This window comes from Flavobacterium mesophilum, assembly GCF_039581405.1.
Lineage (GTDB): Bacteria > Bacteroidota > Bacteroidia > Flavobacteriales > Flavobacteriaceae > Flavobacterium.
On sequence record NZ_JBCPXZ010000011.1, the window covers coordinates 1 to 17,625 of the forward strand.

The 17,625-nt window shown below is 33.5% G+C and carries 17 protein-coding genes; 7 read left to right on the forward strand and 10 right to left on the reverse strand.

Annotation, left to right across the window (positions count from 1 at the left end; all coding sequences use genetic code 11):
- Positions 1 to 36: 36 nt before the first annotated feature.
- On the reverse strand, positions 37 to 594 hold the full coding sequence (locus tag AAYQ19_RS21845; RefSeq protein ID WP_343539360.1) for a helix-turn-helix domain-containing protein: 558 nt from the start codon (positions 592 to 594) through the stop codon (positions 37 to 39).
- A gap of 231 nt (positions 595 to 825) precedes the next feature.
- The gene (mnmE, locus tag AAYQ19_RS21850) at positions 826 to 2,226 is read right to left on the reverse strand and encodes a tRNA uridine-5-carboxymethylaminomethyl(34) synthesis GTPase MnmE (protein WP_343539362.1); all 1,401 of its coding nucleotides are present in this window, start codon (positions 2,224 to 2,226) and stop codon (positions 826 to 828) included.
- 393 nt (positions 2,227 to 2,619) lie between these two features.
- Between mnmE and AAYQ19_RS21855 the strand changes: the two genes are divergently transcribed.
- The gene (locus AAYQ19_RS21855; RefSeq protein WP_343539364.1) at positions 2,620 to 3,456 is read left to right on the forward strand and encodes a universal stress protein; all 837 of its coding nucleotides are present in this window, start codon (positions 2,620 to 2,622) and stop codon (positions 3,454 to 3,456) included.
- A gap of 70 nt (positions 3,457 to 3,526) precedes the next feature.
- Complete coding sequence (locus tag AAYQ19_RS21860; RefSeq protein ID WP_343539367.1) at positions 3,527 to 5,299, forward strand: MutS-related protein; 1,773 nt, start codon at positions 3,527 to 3,529, stop codon at positions 5,297 to 5,299.
- A 42-nt stretch (positions 5,300 to 5,341) separates the two neighbouring features.
- On the opposite strand, the gene AAYQ19_RS21865 is transcribed toward AAYQ19_RS21860, so the two are convergent.
- From AAYQ19_RS21865 to AAYQ19_RS21900, 8 genes are all read right to left on the reverse strand, one after another.
- Positions 5,342 to 6,682 (reverse strand): amidohydrolase, encoded by a 1,341-nt coding sequence (locus AAYQ19_RS21865; RefSeq protein WP_343539369.1) that lies wholly within the window; start codon positions 6,680 to 6,682, stop codon positions 5,342 to 5,344.
- Between the two features lie 77 nt (positions 6,683 to 6,759).
- Positions 6,760 to 7,617, reverse strand: coding sequence for an AraC family transcriptional regulator (locus AAYQ19_RS21870; protein ID WP_343539371.1), 858 nt, complete (start codon positions 7,615 to 7,617; stop codon positions 6,760 to 6,762).
- Between the two features lie 62 nt (positions 7,618 to 7,679).
- Positions 7,680 to 8,309: a DsbA family oxidoreductase gene (locus tag AAYQ19_RS21875; RefSeq protein ID WP_343539372.1), complete on the reverse strand. Its 630-nt coding sequence runs from the start codon at positions 8,307 to 8,309 to the stop codon at positions 7,680 to 7,682.
- Positions 8,310 to 8,659: 350 nt separating this feature from the next.
- Entirely contained in the window at positions 8,660 to 9,778 is a 1,119-nt protein-coding gene (gene dnaN / locus AAYQ19_RS21880; RefSeq protein ID WP_343539374.1) for a DNA polymerase III subunit beta, read from the reverse strand.
- A gap of 107 nt (positions 9,779 to 9,885) precedes the next feature.
- Complete coding sequence (gldG, locus tag AAYQ19_RS21885) at positions 9,886 to 11,571, reverse strand: gliding motility-associated ABC transporter substrate-binding protein GldG (RefSeq protein WP_343539376.1); 1,686 nt, start codon at positions 11,569 to 11,571, stop codon at positions 9,886 to 9,888.
- Positions 11,571 to 12,296, reverse strand: a complete 726-nt coding sequence (gene gldF / locus AAYQ19_RS21890) for a gliding motility-associated ABC transporter permease subunit GldF (RefSeq protein ID WP_343539378.1) — start codon at positions 12,294 to 12,296, stop codon at positions 11,571 to 11,573. The genes gldG and gldF overlap by 1 nt, the downstream gene beginning before the upstream one ends.
- A 73-nt stretch (positions 12,297 to 12,369) precedes the next feature.
- Positions 12,370 to 12,666, reverse strand: a complete 297-nt coding sequence (locus AAYQ19_RS21895; protein ID WP_343539380.1) for a putative quinol monooxygenase — start codon at positions 12,664 to 12,666, stop codon at positions 12,370 to 12,372.
- Positions 12,667 to 12,968: 302 nt separating this feature from the next.
- Entirely contained in the window at positions 12,969 to 13,796 is an 828-nt protein-coding gene (locus tag AAYQ19_RS21900; RefSeq protein WP_343539420.1) for an SAM hydrolase/SAM-dependent halogenase family protein, read from the reverse strand.
- Positions 13,797 to 13,979: 183 nt separating this feature from the next.
- Between AAYQ19_RS21900 and AAYQ19_RS21905 the strand changes: the two genes are divergently transcribed.
- The 5 genes from AAYQ19_RS21905 to AAYQ19_RS21925 all read left to right on the forward strand — a co-directional run bounded on the left by AAYQ19_RS21905 (position 13,980) and on the right by AAYQ19_RS21925 (position 17,561).
- Complete coding sequence (locus AAYQ19_RS21905) at positions 13,980 to 14,930, forward strand: PhoH family protein (RefSeq protein ID WP_343539382.1); 951 nt, start codon at positions 13,980 to 13,982, stop codon at positions 14,928 to 14,930.
- Between the two features lie 131 nt (positions 14,931 to 15,061).
- Positions 15,062 to 15,547, forward strand: coding sequence for a hypothetical protein (locus AAYQ19_RS21910; RefSeq protein ID WP_343539384.1), 486 nt, complete (start codon positions 15,062 to 15,064; stop codon positions 15,545 to 15,547).
- Positions 15,544 to 15,906 (forward strand): DUF1801 domain-containing protein, encoded by a 363-nt coding sequence (locus AAYQ19_RS21915; protein WP_343539386.1) that lies wholly within the window; start codon positions 15,544 to 15,546, stop codon positions 15,904 to 15,906. Before AAYQ19_RS21910 ends, AAYQ19_RS21915 begins: the two co-directional genes overlap by 4 nt.
- 124 nt (positions 15,907 to 16,030) lie before the next feature.
- Positions 16,031 to 16,861 (forward strand): Cof-type HAD-IIB family hydrolase, encoded by an 831-nt coding sequence (locus AAYQ19_RS21920; protein WP_343539388.1) that lies wholly within the window; start codon positions 16,031 to 16,033, stop codon positions 16,859 to 16,861.
- A gap of 109 nt (positions 16,862 to 16,970) precedes the next feature.
- Entirely contained in the window at positions 16,971 to 17,561 is a 591-nt protein-coding gene (locus AAYQ19_RS21925) for a hypothetical protein (RefSeq protein WP_343539390.1), read from the forward strand.
- The last annotated feature ends 64 nt before the right edge of the window (positions 17,562 to 17,625 follow it).

Below are 17,625 nucleotides of genomic sequence, written 5' to 3' on the forward strand. Positions count from 1 at the left end.
TCAGGTGGTCAGTTTGCTCCGGAACGGGTAGTCAATTTACTCCGGAATTAGGTGGTCAAATTGACCGGTTTTTCCAACGTAGTTGAATTTGCCGACAGCGTATTTTGCGATGCCATGCCTTTGTATCAATGTATAAAGCGCTCCCGGAGATATTCCGAATTTCTGCTGTATCTGGGTGATGGTGTAGCACTTTTCCAGCCCTGGGAATTCCTGGATAGGACGCAATAGGGACTGTTCGATCGGGATAGAGAAAAAGCTGTCCATATCGCATCTTCGGATTACTGTCCTAGCACCGAATTTCGCAATATCAAGTTCTCCTCTGGAAATAATCCTGTAGATCGTCCTTCTGCTGATTCCATACAGCAGGCCTGCCTGTTTTACACTGATGAAATCTTTCGTTTTTACGATTTCCAAGTCTGGATTTTTGGCAATTTCAGTCTGCCTGTTGCTTTGATCGATCTTTGACTGTCTGGTCCTTGCCTTATAGGCCCTGCTGCTGCATTTTAGGGAGCAGTAGAGCGTTTTTGTAGTGCGTGCTGTAAATTCATTTTTGCAGAATTCGCAGACTCTGGTAATCTTGATGTTTGAACTCATAGAATGTGACTTTAAGTGTCCCACTGTGACTATGTGTGTCTCTGCGTGCCATAATTTGGCCAAAAAAAAATATTTTTTGCTCCTTGCCGTCCCGAGGTACAAACGAGGTACAAATTTAATCATAACAACAACAAGCATCCAAAAGAAAAGACAAAGAAAAAACGAGTCAGAATATTGTTTATCAATATTTTAACTTGTTTGCTTGTTTTTGTTTTTCGTTATTTTGTTTCCCTATTTGCCGATGCAGAAATTAGCAAAAATATTACCAAGCAATTCATCGTTTGTAACTTGACCAGTAATAAGTCCGAATTGATACAAAGCTTCACGAATATCTAATGCCATCAAGTCGCTTGAAAGATTTGTCTCAAGTCCGAATTTAACTTTTTGAATTTCATCTAAAGCTTTAAGTAAAGAATCGTAATGCCTTGTATTTGTTACAATAGTTTCATTATTTCTCAATGCTCCGGTATTGACAAACGATAGCAATTCATTCTTTAATTCGTCAACTCCAATTTTTTCTTTAGCAGAAATCAATAAAAGTTTTGCATTCAAATTTTCAAGTTGATTTGTGATATTTAGAAGTTCTTCAGCTGATAAAAGATCCTTCTTATTGACCACAATTAAAAGTGGTTTTAATGGATATTTATTTTTGATTTGCTCAATTTCAGAAACAAATTCCGAGCTTGAAGATTTAAATTTTAATCCGTCAAATAAATAAATGACAACTTGTGCTTGTTCTATTTTTTCGAAAGTTTTTTTGATACCGATACTTTCTACAATGTCTTTCGTTTCGCGAATTCCAGCAGTATCAATAAATCGGAAACCAACACCTCCAATAACCAATTCGTCTTCAATAGTATCACGAGTCGTTCCTGCAATGTCTGAAACTATGGCGCGTTCTTCATTCAATAAAGCATTTAATAAAGTCGATTTTCCAACATTTGGCTCTCCGACAATCGCAACAGGAATACCGTTTTTAATTACATTTCCAACAGCAAACGAATCGATTAAGCGTTTTAAAACAAATTCAATTCGGTTTAATAATTCGTGAAATTGAGTACGGTCAGCAAACTCCACATCTTCTTCGGCGAAATCTAATTCTAGCTCAATTAGTGAAGCAAAATTCAAGAGTTCCTCACGAAGTTTAGCAATTTCGTTACTAAATCCGCCTCGCATTTGTTGCATTGCTATTTGATGAGATGCTTCATTATCTGACGAAATTAAATCGGCAACTGCTTCTGCTTGCGATAAATCAAGTTTTCCGTTTAAGAAAGCGCGTAGGGTAAATTCTCCAGCATCAGCCATTCTGCATCCTTTTCGCAATAATAATTGAATAATTTGTTGCTGAATATAAGTTGAGCCATGACAAGAAATTTCAATCGTGTCTTCACCTGTATACGAATGGGGACCTTTGAAAACGGAAACCAAAACTTCATCAAGTGTTTTTTCATTATCTACAATATGTCCTAAATGAAGTGTATGCGTTTTCTGTTTTGTCAAATCTTTGTTTTTTATAGATTTAAAAACAGAATTTCCTATTGTGATTGCTTCAGCGCCTGAAATACGAATGATGGCAATAGCTCCGGCTCCAGATGGAGTAGCTAATGCAACTATAGAATCTTGATTTATCATGTTGCAAAGGTATGAAAAAAGGCTTAAAAGAATTATGAGTTGCGAATTGTGAATTGTAAAATTCTAAACTGTGAGAAGCTAATAATTGGTTTAAGTCATAATCTTCAAGTTTAGGCTTTCAGCTTTCGGCTTTGAACTTTCGGCTTTCAAGTTTCAACTTTCAAGTTTCAAGTTTCGATTTTCAAGTTTCGATTTTCAAGTTTCGATTTTCAAGTTTCGATTTTCAAGTTTCAACTTTCGACTTTCAACTTTCGACTTCCAGCTTCCAACTATGAACCTTTGTAACTTTGTCACTTTGTCCCTTTGACGAATGTTAAAATACTGATAATTATCAGGTTGTTTTGTTTTTATAATGATTAAATTTGAGAGAACAATACACTAATCCTAATTAAAATGAAAAAGATACTATTTCCCACAGATTTTTCTGAAGCAGCTACAAATGCGTTTGTTCATGCATTAGAATTCGCTAAAATTGTTAAAGCCGAACTTGTCTTGTTGCATACTTTTGAGATTCCAGTGTATGACAGTCAGTTTTTTCCAGAAAATTATGCCTCAATTTACAGTTCTATCGAATTAGCTAAATTTGAGATGTTTAAGGATGAAATTCCAAAACTCCGAGCAATCGCGGCTGAACGAAAACTTGATGATATTGTCATTAAACATCGACTGATGGATGGTGATTTGATTTATAATTTAAAAAACGCAGTCGAAGAAGACGAAATTGATTTTGTGATCATGGGGACTACGGGAGTATCTGACTGGACTAAGTTTTTTACCGGATCTAATACAAATTCGGTAATTTCTGAAGTGAAGGTTCCAGTATTATGTGTTCCTATTGATGCAAAATATAAAAAAGTAAAAACAATTGGCTTTACGACGCGATATCGTGATAAAGATAAGGATGTGCTTCGCAGAATATTGAAAATTGCAAAAAAAACAGATGCCAAAGTAAGAAGCTTGTATGTGAGAACTACAAATTCTGATGTTTCTGAAATGACAATCAAAGAATGGGAACAGGAGTTTGCGAACGATAATGTTGAATTCCTGGTTTTGCCAAGTGATGATGTGAAAGAAACAATTCTTGATTTTATTCTTTATAAAGACATTGACATTCTGACCACTATAACTCATAAAAGATCTTTCTTTGAAAGTATTTTTGAATCAAGTCTATCAAAAAGAATTACAAAAGAAGTCTCTATTCCGGTATTAGTAATGCACGAAAAGGAATAAAAAGGCGTTTTTTTTTAATTGTAATTTTGGAAGTGTAAAAGCTATATTTGTACTTCATTAAATTTTAGAAATGGAAGTATATCAGAATAAGGTCAAACATTTTTCAGAAACTTATAGTAAAATCAACAAAAGATACAACAGTATTAGTTTATTACGTTTGTTAATTGTTTTTCTTGGTTTGTTTATGCTGTACTATTACATCAAAACCAGTGAAATTTTCTATGTAGTACTAGCTTTTTTATCTTTTGTTGGTTTTGTTTTTTTAATGAAAATCCATTCAAAATTGGCTTTTCAAAGACAGCTTACCACCGCACTTTTAAAAATCAATGAAAATGAAATTTCTTTTTTGAAAAGAGAAAAACTTCCTTTTGAAAATGGTATAGAATTTAACGATTTTCATCATCCTTATGCATATGATTTAGATATTTTTGGAGATCATTCTTTGTTCCAAAACTTAAATCGAACGGCCACTTTTATCGGAAAAAAAACATTGGCAGATAAATTATTGCGCCTTTTTTCAAATGAAACTATTGTTGATAATCAGAAAGCGATAAATGAGCTTAAATCAAAAATTGACTGGAGACAAGATTTTCTTGCCTTAGCTTCTATCAGTACTGACACGAAAAGTTCGTATGATGCTATAATGTATTGGAGTTCATTTAAAAACAATACACTTCCTAAAGTTTTAGTTTTACTTTCATATGTAATTCCAGCATTGTTTTTTGGTGTATTGTTCGCTTATTTTGTAACCTCAAAAACAATTTTATTGTCCTATTTGACTTATATTTTTATTGCCAATATGATTGTTTTGGGACAGTCTGTAAAACGAATTAAATCTGAAATTGCTCAAGCGGATAATGTTGACAAAATAATCAAGCAATATGGTTTGCTGGTTGAAAAAATTGAATTGGAAAAATTTGAGTCTAAAAAATTAATCGAATTACAGCAACAATTGATTTCTAAAAATATTTCGGCAAGTGCTCATTTAAAACAATTGTCTGAATTGTTTTCTAGAATGGATACGATCAATAATTTAGTGACGACACTTGTTTTTAACGGAACATTTTTGTTTAATCTTCATGTTTTAAAAGCGCTTTTGAAATGGAAGAAAGATTATTCGCATGAGCTTGAAAATTGGATTGCGATTATTGGTGAGTTCGAAGCTTTGAACAGTTTGGCTAATTTGGCGTACAATAATCCAGATTTTGTTTTTCCTGAAATCAATTCAGAATATAAAATCGGATTCGAAAATTTGAGCCACCCGTTATTAAATCCGAAAAGCAGAATAGGGAATGACACTCATTTTTATCCCGAATCGTTTATGATTTTAACCGGTTCGAATATGTCCGGGAAAAGTACTTTTTTGAGAAGTTTAGGAGTAAATATGGTATTAGCCGGAATTGGTTCAGTTGTTTGTGCTTCAGAAGCTAATATTCATCCACTTCCAGTTTTAGTTTCAATGCGATTGTCTGATTCATTAGCTGATAGCGAATCCTATTTCTTTGCTGAAATCAAGCGTTTGAAACAAATTATGGATGCATTGGAAGAACAACCAGCTTTTGTTTTATTGGATGAAATTTTACGAGGAACTAATTCTGATGATAAACGAAACGGAACCATTGAGGTGGTGAAAAAAATAATTGCAAAAAATGCAATAGGGGCAATTGCAACGCATGATATTGAGGTATGTTTAACGACAAATGAATTTCCAGATCTTTTGAAAAATCAATGTTTTGAAGTCGAAATTCAAAACAATGAATTGCATTTTGATTATAAACTCAGAAATGGGATTTGTAAAAATAAAAGCGCCACTTTCTTAATGCAGAAAATGGGTGTTATCTAAGAAAAGAGCCTAAAGAAAATCAAATTTCTTTAGGCTCTTTTTTTATACGATATTTCCGTTATGAATTAGCATTTTTACGGGCGACATTCTAGAAACTGCTTCTGCTGAACAACTGGCTTTTAGAAAAACCAAATCAGCTTTGTCTCCAGCTTTTGGCCATTGCTGTACGCCTTTGTCATCTAAAGGAATTGGACCTGAAGTTGCTAATTTCAGCATTCTAGACAAGTTGAATTCGGTTACTTGACCATATAATTGCGCTGCTAGATTTGCTTTTTGTAAAACACTTCCGGTTCCAAATGTATTCCAGTGATCGATAATGCTGTCGTTTCCGGTCATTACATTGACGCCATATTTCATTAAGGTTGGAATTGGCATGACTAAACTGCCAAAAGGAATTGTAGAAACTATGCCTACTTGAGCGACACTTAATTTTTCAGCCATTTCTTCTTGTTTTGGTTTGTCAATTTTTCCAAGCGCAAAACAGTGGCTCAAAAATGTTTTTCCTTTCAAGCTTGGATTTTCATTGACTTTAGCCATTAAATATTCGATTGTTTTTACTCCAGATTCTCCTGATTCGTGTAAATGGATGTCGATTCCTTTATTATTGTCCAAAGCCAATTGAACAGTAAAATCTATTGTTCTTTCGATTGAACCATCAATAGAAAAAGGGTCAAGTCCACCAATGAAATCAATATCCATTTTTGCGGCTTCTTGTAAATATGGAGCAGAATTAGTATAAAAAACGCCGTGTTGCGGAAAAGCAACCAATTCGGCACCAAATGTGTTTTTCTTGTTTTCTAAAGCTTTTTGCAGATTTTTTAAAGATTGCAGTTTTGAGGTTGGCTCAATGTTTACGTGGCTTCTTGCGAATGAAGTTCCGTGTGATTGCAATAATTCAATTATTTTCTCGGCTTTTTGAGTGGAGTTTTTAAGCAAATCAGGTAAAATCTGCTGTTCTAAAGCAATCATCGCTTTTACACCGCCAGTTCTTTTTTTAACAGCATGCCATTCGTCATAGTATGTTTTGTCTAAGTGAATGTGCATATCACGAAATGCAGGAAGCATTAACAAACCTTTTGCGTCAATAGCTTGAGCATTTGGTTTGTTTGCTGAAATCGATTTGATTTTTCCATCGCTAATTTCAATGCAAAATAATTCGGTTTTTGTTCGAACAACTTCGCCTTCTTCATATTCAAATCCAGTTTCGAGTCTGACATTTTTTAGTATGAAATTTTTTCCTGTTGCAAGATTTATATCTAAATCAGTTTCGCTGATGGTTGAAGCAGACACAGAATTAATAAAACCTGAACCAACAGCAAGTCCAGCAACTCCAAAAACAGAGTTTCTTAAAAAATCTTTACGAGTGATATTTGAATTTTTCATACAAAGTGATTTGATGTACAAAAATAGATTTCATAACAACAACACGAGTATAAAATTTATCACAAGGCTTGAAAGATTTATAACTGATCACGAAAATTCGTTGGTGTAATTCCGGTTTGAGTTTTAAAGAAATTCGAAAAATAAGCATGATCTACAAAACCCAATTCAAATGCAATTTCTTTAATTGAAAGAGCAGTAGCTTTTAAATGTCGTTTTGATTCCAAAACAATGCGTTGCTGGATCAATTGTGTAGCCGAAATTTTTAAATGCTTTTTGCAGAGTATGTTTAGATAATTGGCTGATACATGCAGTTTTGATGCATAAAACGAAACCAGTTTTTCATCTTTGAAATAAAGATCAATCAGCTCTTGAAATTTTGCAATACGAGGCTCATTTTGATAGATATCGTGATCTGTAAAGACTTTAGCAGCTTCTTTACTTATAATTGAAGCAATAACTGCGGTACGTGAGCTAGTTAATTCTTGAAGGCAATCAGGTTTTTCTAATTCATTTTTGATAGCATCAAACTCGTAATGCAAAAGATTGTAAGATTCCTTGCTTAGTTCAATTACAGGATGGTTGTGATATTGAGAAAATGAAAATCTAAAACTCGATGAAAAGCTTTCAAAAAAATCCCTTCCAATCATCAATTGGTAACCAGTAGTTTCTGGCTCGATACTCCATTTATGCACTTGTCCTGGAAAAAGCAAATGAATTTGATGATTACTGATCTTATAATCTATAAAGTCAATATTGTGGATACCTTTTGCCTGATCAAACAGCACGATAATAAAAAAATCGTGCTGATGCGGGTTATTTATATGACGTTCTCCATGCAGTTCATTAAACAAAAGCTGTTCATTATGCGTGCTTTGGTCTTTTTTAAATTCCTGAAGCCCCAGTAGAGGGATGTTTTGATCTTTTTTAGTCGACATTACATTGAGTTAATTTCTTTTGAATAATCGCACGTAATGAATTTTTAATAAGGAATTTTAGATTATTTCAAAACCTCATTGATTGTATTTACAAATGCCTCTACAGGTTGAGCGCCTGAAATAGCATATTTTCGATCAAAAACGAAAAAAGGAACACCTTGTACACCAATTTCCTGAGCTTCTTTAATATCGTGCTCAACATCTTTTAAATATAAATGTTCGTCTTTCAAAACTTCTAGGACTTCATTTTTATCTAAACCAGCTTTCTCGCCAAGTTCTAATAAAGTAGGTCCGTCATTTAAATCACGTCCTTCTGTAAAATAAGCACTAAAGAAAATTTCTTCCATTTCAGCACCTAATTTTTTGGCTTTAGCCAAATGTATAATGCGATGCGCTTCGAGAGAATTTGAAATAATCGCTTTTTCAAAATGATAATCTAAACCAACACTTTTCGCACGGTCTGTCACGTTTTTATGCATTTCGATAGATTGTTCAACCGACATGCCTTTTCGTTCGGCTAAAAACGTAAAAACGTCTTTTCCAGATTGTGGTGTAATAGTTGGATCAAGCTGAAAGCTTTTCCATTCAATATCAATTTCATCATTAGGAAATTGCTTTAAAGCAGTTTCCAATTGTCTTTTTCCGATATAACAAAACGGACACATGATGTCCGACCAAATTTCTATTTTCATATGACAAAGTTAATGAAAATTTGTTTCAGGTTTGAGGTTTCAAGTTCGTCAGGATTTTAACCGCAAAGTTCGTCAAGGTTTTTTACAAAGCTTTGCGAACTTTGTGTTTGTAGGCATAAAGCAGAGAAAAAAAACGTAGCGTCCTTTGCGGTTAATTTTGCGCAAGCCATTCAACTTGAAACGTGAAACCTCAAATAAATTGACAAAAATAAAAAACCGCAATTCTCATGAAAGAATTGCGGTTTCTAGGTATAAAAAATGGTTGGTTAATAGCGATATTTTTTTTTTACAATGATATGTCTTTAATTCGAAACTAAAAAAAATCCCTGTAACAAAAAGAAGTTTTGATGTTAACTATTTAACATAACAGGCATTACCAGCATTGTTACTGTTTCGCCTTCTTCAAGACCATCAACTGGAGTAAGGATTCCAGCTCTGTTTGGCAATGACATTTCAAGCATAATCATGTCTGATTGTAAATTAGTCAACATTTCAGTTAAGAAACGAGAGTTGAAACCAATTTGAAGATCATCTCCTTGGTAATCACAAGTCAATCTTTCTTCTGCTTTGTTTGAGTAATCGATATCTTCAGCAGAAACATTTAATTCCGCTCCAGCGATTTTCAGACGAATTTGGTGTGTTGTTTTGTTAGAGAAAATTGCCACACGACGAACAGAACTTAAAAATAAAGAACGGTCGATCATTAATTTGTTTGGATTTTCTTTTGGAATAACCGCTTCGTAGTTTGGATATTTTCCGTCGATTAAACGACACATTAAGATATAATTGTCAAATGAGAACGTCGCATTTGAGTCGTTGTATTCAATTTTTACTTCAGCGTCAGAAGAACCTAAAATACTTTTCAAGATATTCAAAGGTTTCTTTGGCATAATAAAATCAGCTACTTGAGATGCTTTAACATCTGTACGTGCATATTTTACTAATTTGTGAGCATCAGTAGCAACAAAAGTCAAGCCTTCAGGAGAAAATTGGAAAAATACTCCCGACATTACCGGACGCAAATCGTCGTTTCCGGCAGCAAAGATAGTTTTGCTTACTGCAGTTGCTAAAACATCAGCAGGAACAAGCGTTACTGATGGATCTTCAAGGCTAACAGATTTTGGGAATTCTTCTCCAGCAGCATATGCTAATGCATATTTTCCTGAATTAGAACTAATTTCAACTGTATTGTTGTCTTCAACTGTAAAAGTCAAAGGTTGTTCTGGAAACGTTTTTAAAATTTCAAGCAAAAGTTTAGCTGGCACAGCAACGCTTCCTTTGCTTGTAGAATCGATTGATAATGTAGCCGACATTGTAGTTTCAAGATCTGAAGCCGAAACCGTCAACTCATTATTGTTTAGTTCAAATAAAAAGTTGTCTAAAATAGGCAACGTGTTGTTACTATTGATTACACTACCTAAAACTTGCAATTGTTTTAATAAGTACGAACTCGATACTATAAATTTCATCTGTTATATTTTATTTTTTGATGTATTCTCTAGGATTTGGGGGTCTAAAGATTAGGATTACAAATATATCGTAAACTATCTAAAGTATGACATTTTTTTATTAACATCTATTTGCTGTACTTTCTTTTTCTGATGAAGGTAAAAGCCAAGCCGAAAACCAATAAAATTAGAATTGGCAGTCCGATAGTTATGAATTGCGTCATCGTATAATTCTCATGAACCTTTTCTCTGTCTAGTAAAGGCAGTTCGACGTCTTTGCTTCTAATGTTAATAAGTCCTGTATCATCCAGTAAATAATTGATGCAGTTCATCATGAAATCTTTATTGTCATACAGATTTCCAGTGCGCTGATCGTAACCTAGTTCTACAGGCATCAAGTTTTTGTCCAGTTGATTTCTTGCTAAATCTCCATCGGCAATAACAATCATTTTATTTGGTTTTCCTTGTGCAAGAAATGAACTTTCTTTAAACGGCAACACTCGATTTTGAAAGGCTGAATGGAAAGAGCCTTCCAGCAAAACAGCCATTGGTAAATTTCCTTTATTTACATAATCCTGTGGAGAAGTCTTCTCAGTAACGATATTCAAATTGATTTCTGTAGGTGTGCCAATTTTTTTAGAATATGGAGAAGATTGCAATAAAACCGTTTTTTTGATTCCGTTTTTCAAAGTGTCAATTTGGTTTGCAAAATCAAATTTGATTCCGCCTAAATTTTTCACAATTGGATGTTGGATTCCTGGAACAACAATTGGAGCAAATTTCCATTTAAATTCTTGATACTGAGTTGCACTTCCTTGTTCTCCAGTTGCAAGTTTCAATGGACTTCCAATTTCATCTTTTACCAAATCAGGGTTAATTCTGATTCCGTATTTAAAGAACATGTCGTTCAAGTTCAAATCTCTTGGGTATGCTAAAGTTGCGCCAGCTTGATTGTATAAACTGTCCATATCGGCTGCAACTTGGTCAATTAGCCAAATTGTTTTTCCGCCATTCATCACAAATTGATCTAGCACTTCTTTTTCTTCATCAGAAAAAGCTTCTGTAGGTTTAGAGATAATCGCTAGATCATATTTTTTAAGCGCATTTAAAGTCCCGTTCGGATCTTTTGCAACAGAATCTAATGTGAAAGGTCCAATGTAATAGCTTTCTTTTATTTGACGAAGCATATTAGCAACGTGGACTTCATTTAGTTCGCCGTTACCTTTAATGTAAGCTACTTTCTTTTGTTTGGCTTTGGTAATTTTATTAATTGCGTCTGCAATTGAGTATTCTAAATGCTGTATCGAACCTTTTACTTTATCCTCGGTTTTGGCACCCATAATGTTTTTCAACAAAGGAATATTAACTTCTTTATTGTCATAAACCGCAATTGCCCAAGGAAAAACCATTGCTTGAGATTGTTTTCCTTTGTCGTCAACTGTAATGTTTACCGGTGTAAGCCCTTTTTGATAAAGTGATTTTATCATTTCCATGCTTTCTTCTTCGTTTTCCATAGGGTTTACGAATTCGAAAACAATATTGCCATTGTAAGCTTGAAATTCCTCTAATAATTGCTTGGTTTCCTGCTGCAAACGTCTGAAATCTGGCGGAAGTTCGCCTTCCATGTAAATTTTAATCGATAACGGATTTTTGACTTGTTTTACAATATTTAATGAAGTTTCAGATAAAGTATAACGTTTGTCTTTTGTTAAATCAAAACGGTGGAAAAATATGCTTCCAAGTACATTTAAAACAATTAAAATAAAAATTGTAATGCCTAATGTTTTTAAGTTTAATTTATTAGATGCTTTCATTACGCTTTAAAAGATTTTAATTGATAAACAGTAAAAGACAAGAACAATACTGTGATGCTCAAGAAATATATAACATCGCGCGTATCAATAACGCCACGACTCATACTTTTGAAATGATCTTGCATTCCAAAAGCAGGGATCCAACTAGATTGTCCTGGAATCAAAGACGCGATGCCTTCAAAACCAAAATAGAAGAAGAAGCATAAAAACACGGCAATGATAAACGCCACAATTTGGTTTTCTGAAAGGGTAGAAGTAAAGATCCCGATTGCAGAATAAGAAGCAATCAAAAATAATAATCCGAAATAAGAGCCAATGGTGCTTCCTATATCGATATTTCCTTCAGGTGCACCTAAGCCAGAAACTACTTTTACATAAATGAATGTTGGGATAATTGCTAAAATGATTAGCAAAAATGACCCAAAAAACTTTCCATTTGCAATTTCCCAAACCGATAATGGTTTTGTCAAAAGCAATTCAAGTGTTCCTTGTTTTCTTTCGTCAGAGAAACTCCTCATGGTAACGGCTGGAATCAAGAAAATCAAGATCCAAGGCGCTAAGGTGAAAAACGGAGTCAAATCAGCATAACCTGATTTTAATATATTGTAATCTCCTTCAAATACCCATAAAAATAGTCCGTTGCTAATTAGGAAAATAGCAATGACCAAGTAGCCAATAGGAGAGCCAAAAAAGGATTTTATTTCTCTTAAAATGATTGATTTCATTTGTGTTTTTTGTTTTTATTGTTTCAGGTTTCAGGTTTCAAGTTGCACAAAACGTGAAACTTTAAACTTGAAACTAATTTAAGCTAACTAATTTGTCTACACTCCAGGCTTCTGGTTTTGCATTGAAAAGCTTTTTCGTAAAATCCCAAACCGCATTGAAAAGCTCTGAATTTCTGTAATTTTCTAAATCAGCTTCAGTTTCCCAATAACTATAAGTAAAGAAAATACATTTGTCGTTTTTGTCTTGATACAATTCTAAAAAACGATTTCCTTCGGCATTTCGTATTTTCTCTTTCACCGATTCAAAATTCTCCAGAAAATCTGAAATCTTTTCTTCGTGAAAACTCATTTTTACTATTCTTACGAACATATTCTTATTTTAGATTTTAGATTGCTGATTTTAGATTTGGAAAATGGCAATACGCGCGCAAAAGTACCAAAATTGATTATTCTTTTAATGAAAAAAATAAAATTATAAGAATAAGTTTTTACGCAATCTTGTCATTCCGACGAAGGAGAAATCTTCGCTAGTAATTCCGCACAGAGTGTGTCCAGTCTTTGTAGAGCTTCTCGTGAAGATTTCTCCTTCGTCGAAATGACCAAAAGGAGAGAAATAATCAGTAAAAATCCCTTCAATCAGTGAAATCTGTGGCCCAAAATCTATAATTGAATTTATGAGAATTTAATCGTAATCACATCACGATAATTCAGTCCTAACAAACTATTAGCAGAACCCACTTTAGAAGGATTGCTTCTGAAAATAGCAATTTCCAAAAAACCAGCTTCGTTGAAAATAGCTAGTTTTTCACCTTCATAGGTTTTAATCGGGTATTTATCAGAAGTGGCAATAGCCGAATAATTTGGAAGAATTGTTTTGATGCTTTTTGGCTTCATCACGATTTCATACGGACGTCCGCGGGAAACTTCCAAAAATTGTTTTTTAGAAATATTCGTAACAACATTTCCGAAATGATCGATATAAATAACGTATCCTTTTAATGAATTTCCATCGGTTGCAACGACTGCTTGCAGTTCGGTAACTTCTTTTATTGATGGAATTTCTTTGCCAATAACATTTAGCAAACCACCTTTTGCAATATGGCAGGCAACTTGTATAAAAACATCTAAATCAGTGTATTCTGCAGGAAAACGATCGTGAATATTGATAGCAACAATTTTCTGCGGAACGATTTTCTGCGTAAGCATGCTTAAAATTCCGTTATCGGCACAAATAAAAAAATGATCGTTCCATTGCATGGCAATATGCTGATTTTCCTTATTTCGCTCAATATCGACACCAATCAAGTGAACAGTTCCTTTTGGAAAACTCAAATAGGATGCACCAACAACGTAACTTGCTTCGGCAGTGTTGAATGGATCAATGTCATGTGAAATATCAATAATTTTTGCACTCGGAATTTCCGAAAGAATTTTACCCTTCAGCGAGCCCACAAAGTGGTCTTTTAAGCCGTAATCAGTAGTAAGGGTAATTATTGACATCATTTTGTTTATAACTATTGATAGTATTTAAATCTAATTTTCATTAAATTTGAGAAATGCAAATCTAATAATACTAAATGCAAATTGAAAGAAAGAAAGGACAATTTGCGTTAAAGATATGAACATACCCGACAGCCATAGATTTACAAAACAAAATTTATTTTTAATTTAAATTTATCTCATTTGAACGAAAGAATTATAGAGCTTATAGACATCGCTCCAAAAGACTTTTGGGGCGCGCAGGATTCTCATCTTGAAATAATCAAAAAGTACTACCCAAAGCTTAAAATAGTAGCGCGAGGGACAACTTTGAAAGCCTTTGGCGAGAAAGAAGTTTTAGATGAATTCGAAAAGAGATTTCAGAGGCTGATGCTTCATTTTACCAGATACAACAACATTGATGATAATGTGATTGAACGCGTAATAATGAGCGATGGTCAAGAAGAGAGAAAAGCTTACGAGCATGACAAAATACTAGTTCACGGAGTTGGTGGCAAAATTATCAAAGCCATGACGCCAAACCAGCAGTTGCTTGTGGATACCATCAAAAAAAATGATATGGTATTTGCAATTGGACCAGCTGGAACAGGTAAAACGTATACTGGTGTTGCCATGGCTGTAAAAATGCTAAAAGACAAAGAAGTAAAAAGGATCATATTAACGCGTCCGGCGGTTGAAGCAGGGGAGAACCTTGGATTTTTGCCCGGAGATATGAAAGAAAAACTAGATCCTTACATGCAACCTCTTTACGATGCTTTACGTGACATGTTGCCAAATGAAAAACTCGAAGATTATATTTTAAAAGGAATTATTCAGATTGCGCCTCTTGCATTCATGCGCGGACGTACACTGGACAATGCCTTTGTAATTCTTGATGAAGCACAAAACACCACACACTCACAAATGAAAATGTTTTTGACTCGTATGGGAAAAAACGCCAAGTTTATGATTACGGGTGATCCTGGGCAAGTTGATTTACCACGCCGAACAATTTCGGGTCTGAAAGAAGCTATTTTGGTTTTGAAAGATATTGAAGGAATTGGAATTATTTATCTGGACGACAAAGATATCGTTCGCCACAGATTAGTGAAAAAGGTAATCGACGCTTACAAACAAATTGAAAACCACGATTAATTGATTTTTAGTGAAATGTTAAATGTAAATCGTGAATTGTGTTTTAACATTTATTAATATTCGTTTTGTATCTTTTCTTTTAAGATAGGTATAAAACGAATATTTTTTTGAACTGTTATTTTATTTAATTTATGAAAAGTAAAATTTTAGGTTTAGTGTTAATTATTTGTTTAACATCTTGCAGTAAAAAAGAAAATATACCCAATCGGTTTATCGGAACTTGGTATGATACTGAATATATTATTCCAAATTTGACAACCATTGAAATTAATAAAGACAGTACTTTTTTGTATAATAGTGCAGCTTGTACATGGAGAGGTTTTTCTAAAGGAAAATGGAAAATGATTGGAGACTCCATTATAGAATTAAATAGCTCAAAGATGGATACTTGTTATCATGTTTTTCCCTTTTTGAATTGCAATTTTTTCAATGAAAACAGAAAGGTGCAAACGACAGTGCCAAATTGTGCGCCAGAAAATAAGGTTTCATTTGTTCTTATTCAAAAAGAAAAATTTTGCATTAAAAATGATTCATTAATTCTTAAAATCAAACCAAGCTCTAAATGCCCAGATACCTTAAAAATTGTTTTTGCAAGAACTCCAAAAATTAGAAAATGAAACAACTAGATGATTTCTATCTCAATTTAAAAGAACCTGAAAAAGGAATTTTTCTGGCTTTAAGAGATATTGTCCTAAAACAGGATAAAGAAATCACTCACGTTTTAAAATACGGAATGCCATTTTTCTGCTACAAAGGAAAAATGTTTTGCTATTTGTGGATTCATAAAAAATACAAACATCCTTATTTAAGTATAGTAGAAGGAAAATATTTTGATGAGCCTTATTTGCTTCAAGAAGCGCGTTCGAGAATGAAAATAATGCTTTTGGATTCTGATAAAGATTTGCCTTTGAAACAAATAGAATCCGTTTTAAAGAAGGCCTTGAATTTGTATAAATCAGGAATTGTAAAGGTTTGATTAATTTAAGGAAATAGTTAAAAAAATAATAAACTTGCTCTAATTTGGGCTACAGACGTCTGTAGACTTTGGTCTTCCGAAACGAATGCCGTAAATTTGCACATCATAAAGAATTAAAATTAATATGACAAAACTTAAGAATATAAAAGTTGTAGTAAGTGATCTTGACGGAACGTTACTCAACCCTCAGCATAAAATTTCAGAATATACCAAAACCATTTTTCAAGAACTTCACAATCAAGGTTATCTTATCGTGGTAGCTACAGGACGTCATCATCTTGACGCGATGGGTATTATTGAGAAACTTGAAGTTCCAGTTTACTTAGTAAGTTCAAACGGAGCACGTATTCATTCGCCAAATAAGGAACAACTTTTTGCTTTCAATTTAGATAGCGATGTGGTTAAGAATGCTTTAAATGTTGAAATTGATCCCGAGATCACAGTGGTTTTGTTCAAAGAAAATGTTTGGCAGACAAACAAATGGAACGAAAAATTAAATGCTTTTCAAGAAGAATTAAAATACCATCCAGAACTTGTTGATTATAAAGAATTAGATGATTTTTCGGCAATTAAAATTTTCTTTTCATGCAGTGATCATGAAAAATTAGTAAAATTGAAAGATGCTATTTTGGCAAATTCATCAGAGCATTTACATCATGCCTTTAGTTTGCCAACTTGTTTGGAGTTTATGGATAAATCTGTAGACAAAGCCGTTGCAATTGAGCAAGTTCTCGAAAAAGAAGGCTTCACTTTAGCAGAAGCGATGACTTTTGGCGACGGATTTAATGATGTTCAAATGCTTGCTTCAGCAGGAAAAGGATTAATTATGGGAAATGCTCCAGCGATGTTAAAAGAAACTTTGCCAAATTTAGAAGTTATTCAAACAAATGCGGAAGACGGCGTTGCAAAATATATCGCATCAAAAATTCTGGATAAGGAATTTGCAACAAGTTAATTTACAATGTTTTGCATTTGGCTGTTGCTGAATGATAAATTATAGTTATTTTTATAAGAGCTAATTACCAGTTAATTAGCTCTTTTTTTTAACCTTAATTTCTTAAGCAATGAAAAAAATATTACTTAAAATTGAACGCAATTGTATTTCGGGAGCGTTGCTTTTGCTGCCGCTTCTTGTTTTTTTTATTTTGTTAGGGAAAGTGTGGAAGTTTTTTCAAAATTATGGTGAAAAATTTGCTCATTTCCTTAGGTTAGACCTTGTTTTAGGAAAGTATGCAACTGATATTGTTGGTGGTATAATTTTATTGGTCCTAATTTATTTCAGTGGATTTTTAATGCGTTTGTCTCTTTTAAAACGATTCACAGAATGGGTGGACAACAAGCTTATGATTTTTTTGCCAGGTTACGAAAAAAATAAAAAAGAAGCTGAAGAAAAACTGAAACAAAGAGATCGAAAACCAATCCCAAGTACAGATTTGCCTATTTTATTGAAAGTTGGAGAATATTGGCAACCAGCGCATTTAATTGAGGAAAAAGAAGATAAGGCTGTTGTTTTTATTCCAGGAGCGCCATCAAAAGATAATGGACAAATTTGCATTGTTGATATAGATCAAATTAAACGACTAGCAGGAGTTTCTTTAGAAAATCTCGATGCATCTATTCATGCAAAAGGAAAAGGAATTTTGAATTTAATTTAAAGTTTTCTCGATATAATTGAAAATCCCTAAAAATGCTTTTAGGGATTTTTGATTTTAAGTTGTT

What these genes read in the sequence shown, in the direction of transcription:
- AAYQ19_RS21855 (WP_343539364.1), top strand. Translation starts at nt 2,620, where the DNA reads ATGAAAAAGATACTATTTCCCACAGATTTTTCTGAAGCAGCTACAAAT.
- mnmE (WP_343539362.1), bottom strand. Translation starts at nt 2,226, where the DNA reads ATGATAAATCAAGATTCTATAGTTGCATTAGCTACTCCATCTGGAGCC.
- dnaN (WP_343539374.1), bottom strand. Translation starts at nt 9,778, where the DNA reads ATGAAATTTATAGTATCGAGTTCGTACTTATTAAAACAATTGCAAGTT.
- AAYQ19_RS21910 (WP_343539384.1), top strand. Translation starts at nt 15,062, where the DNA reads ATGAAAAGTAAAATTTTAGGTTTAGTGTTAATTATTTGTTTAACATCT.
- AAYQ19_RS21925 (WP_343539390.1), top strand. Translation starts at nt 16,971, where the DNA reads ATGAAAAAAATATTACTTAAAATTGAACGCAATTGTATTTCGGGAGCG.
- AAYQ19_RS21860 (WP_343539367.1), top strand. Translation starts at nt 3,527, where the DNA reads ATGGAAGTATATCAGAATAAGGTCAAACATTTTTCAGAAACTTATAGT.
- AAYQ19_RS21870 (WP_343539371.1), bottom strand. Translation starts at nt 7,617, where the DNA reads ATGTCGACTAAAAAAGATCAAAACATCCCTCTACTGGGGCTTCAGGAA.
- AAYQ19_RS21900 (WP_343539420.1), bottom strand. Translation starts at nt 13,796, where the DNA reads ATGTCAATAATTACCCTTACTACTGATTACGGCTTAAAAGACCACTTT.
- AAYQ19_RS21845 (WP_343539360.1), bottom strand. Translation starts at nt 594, where the DNA reads ATGAGTTCAAACATCAAGATTACCAGAGTCTGCGAATTCTGCAAAAAT.
- AAYQ19_RS21915 (WP_343539386.1), top strand. Translation starts at nt 15,544, where the DNA reads ATGAAACAACTAGATGATTTCTATCTCAATTTAAAAGAACCTGAAAAA.
- AAYQ19_RS21875 (WP_343539372.1), bottom strand. Translation starts at nt 8,309, where the DNA reads ATGAAAATAGAAATTTGGTCGGACATCATGTGTCCGTTTTGTTATATC.
- AAYQ19_RS21920 (WP_343539388.1), top strand. Translation starts at nt 16,031, where the DNA reads ATGACAAAACTTAAGAATATAAAAGTTGTAGTAAGTGATCTTGACGGA.
- AAYQ19_RS21865 (WP_343539369.1), bottom strand. Translation starts at nt 6,682, where the DNA reads ATGAAAAATTCAAATATCACTCGTAAAGATTTTTTAAGAAACTCTGTT.
- gldG (WP_343539376.1), bottom strand. Translation starts at nt 11,571, where the DNA reads ATGAAAGCATCTAATAAATTAAACTTAAAAACATTAGGCATTACAATT.
- gldF (WP_343539378.1), bottom strand. Translation starts at nt 12,296, where the DNA reads ATGAAATCAATCATTTTAAGAGAAATAAAATCCTTTTTTGGCTCTCCT.
- AAYQ19_RS21895 (WP_343539380.1), bottom strand. Translation starts at nt 12,666, where the DNA reads ATGTTCGTAAGAATAGTAAAAATGAGTTTTCACGAAGAAAAGATTTCA.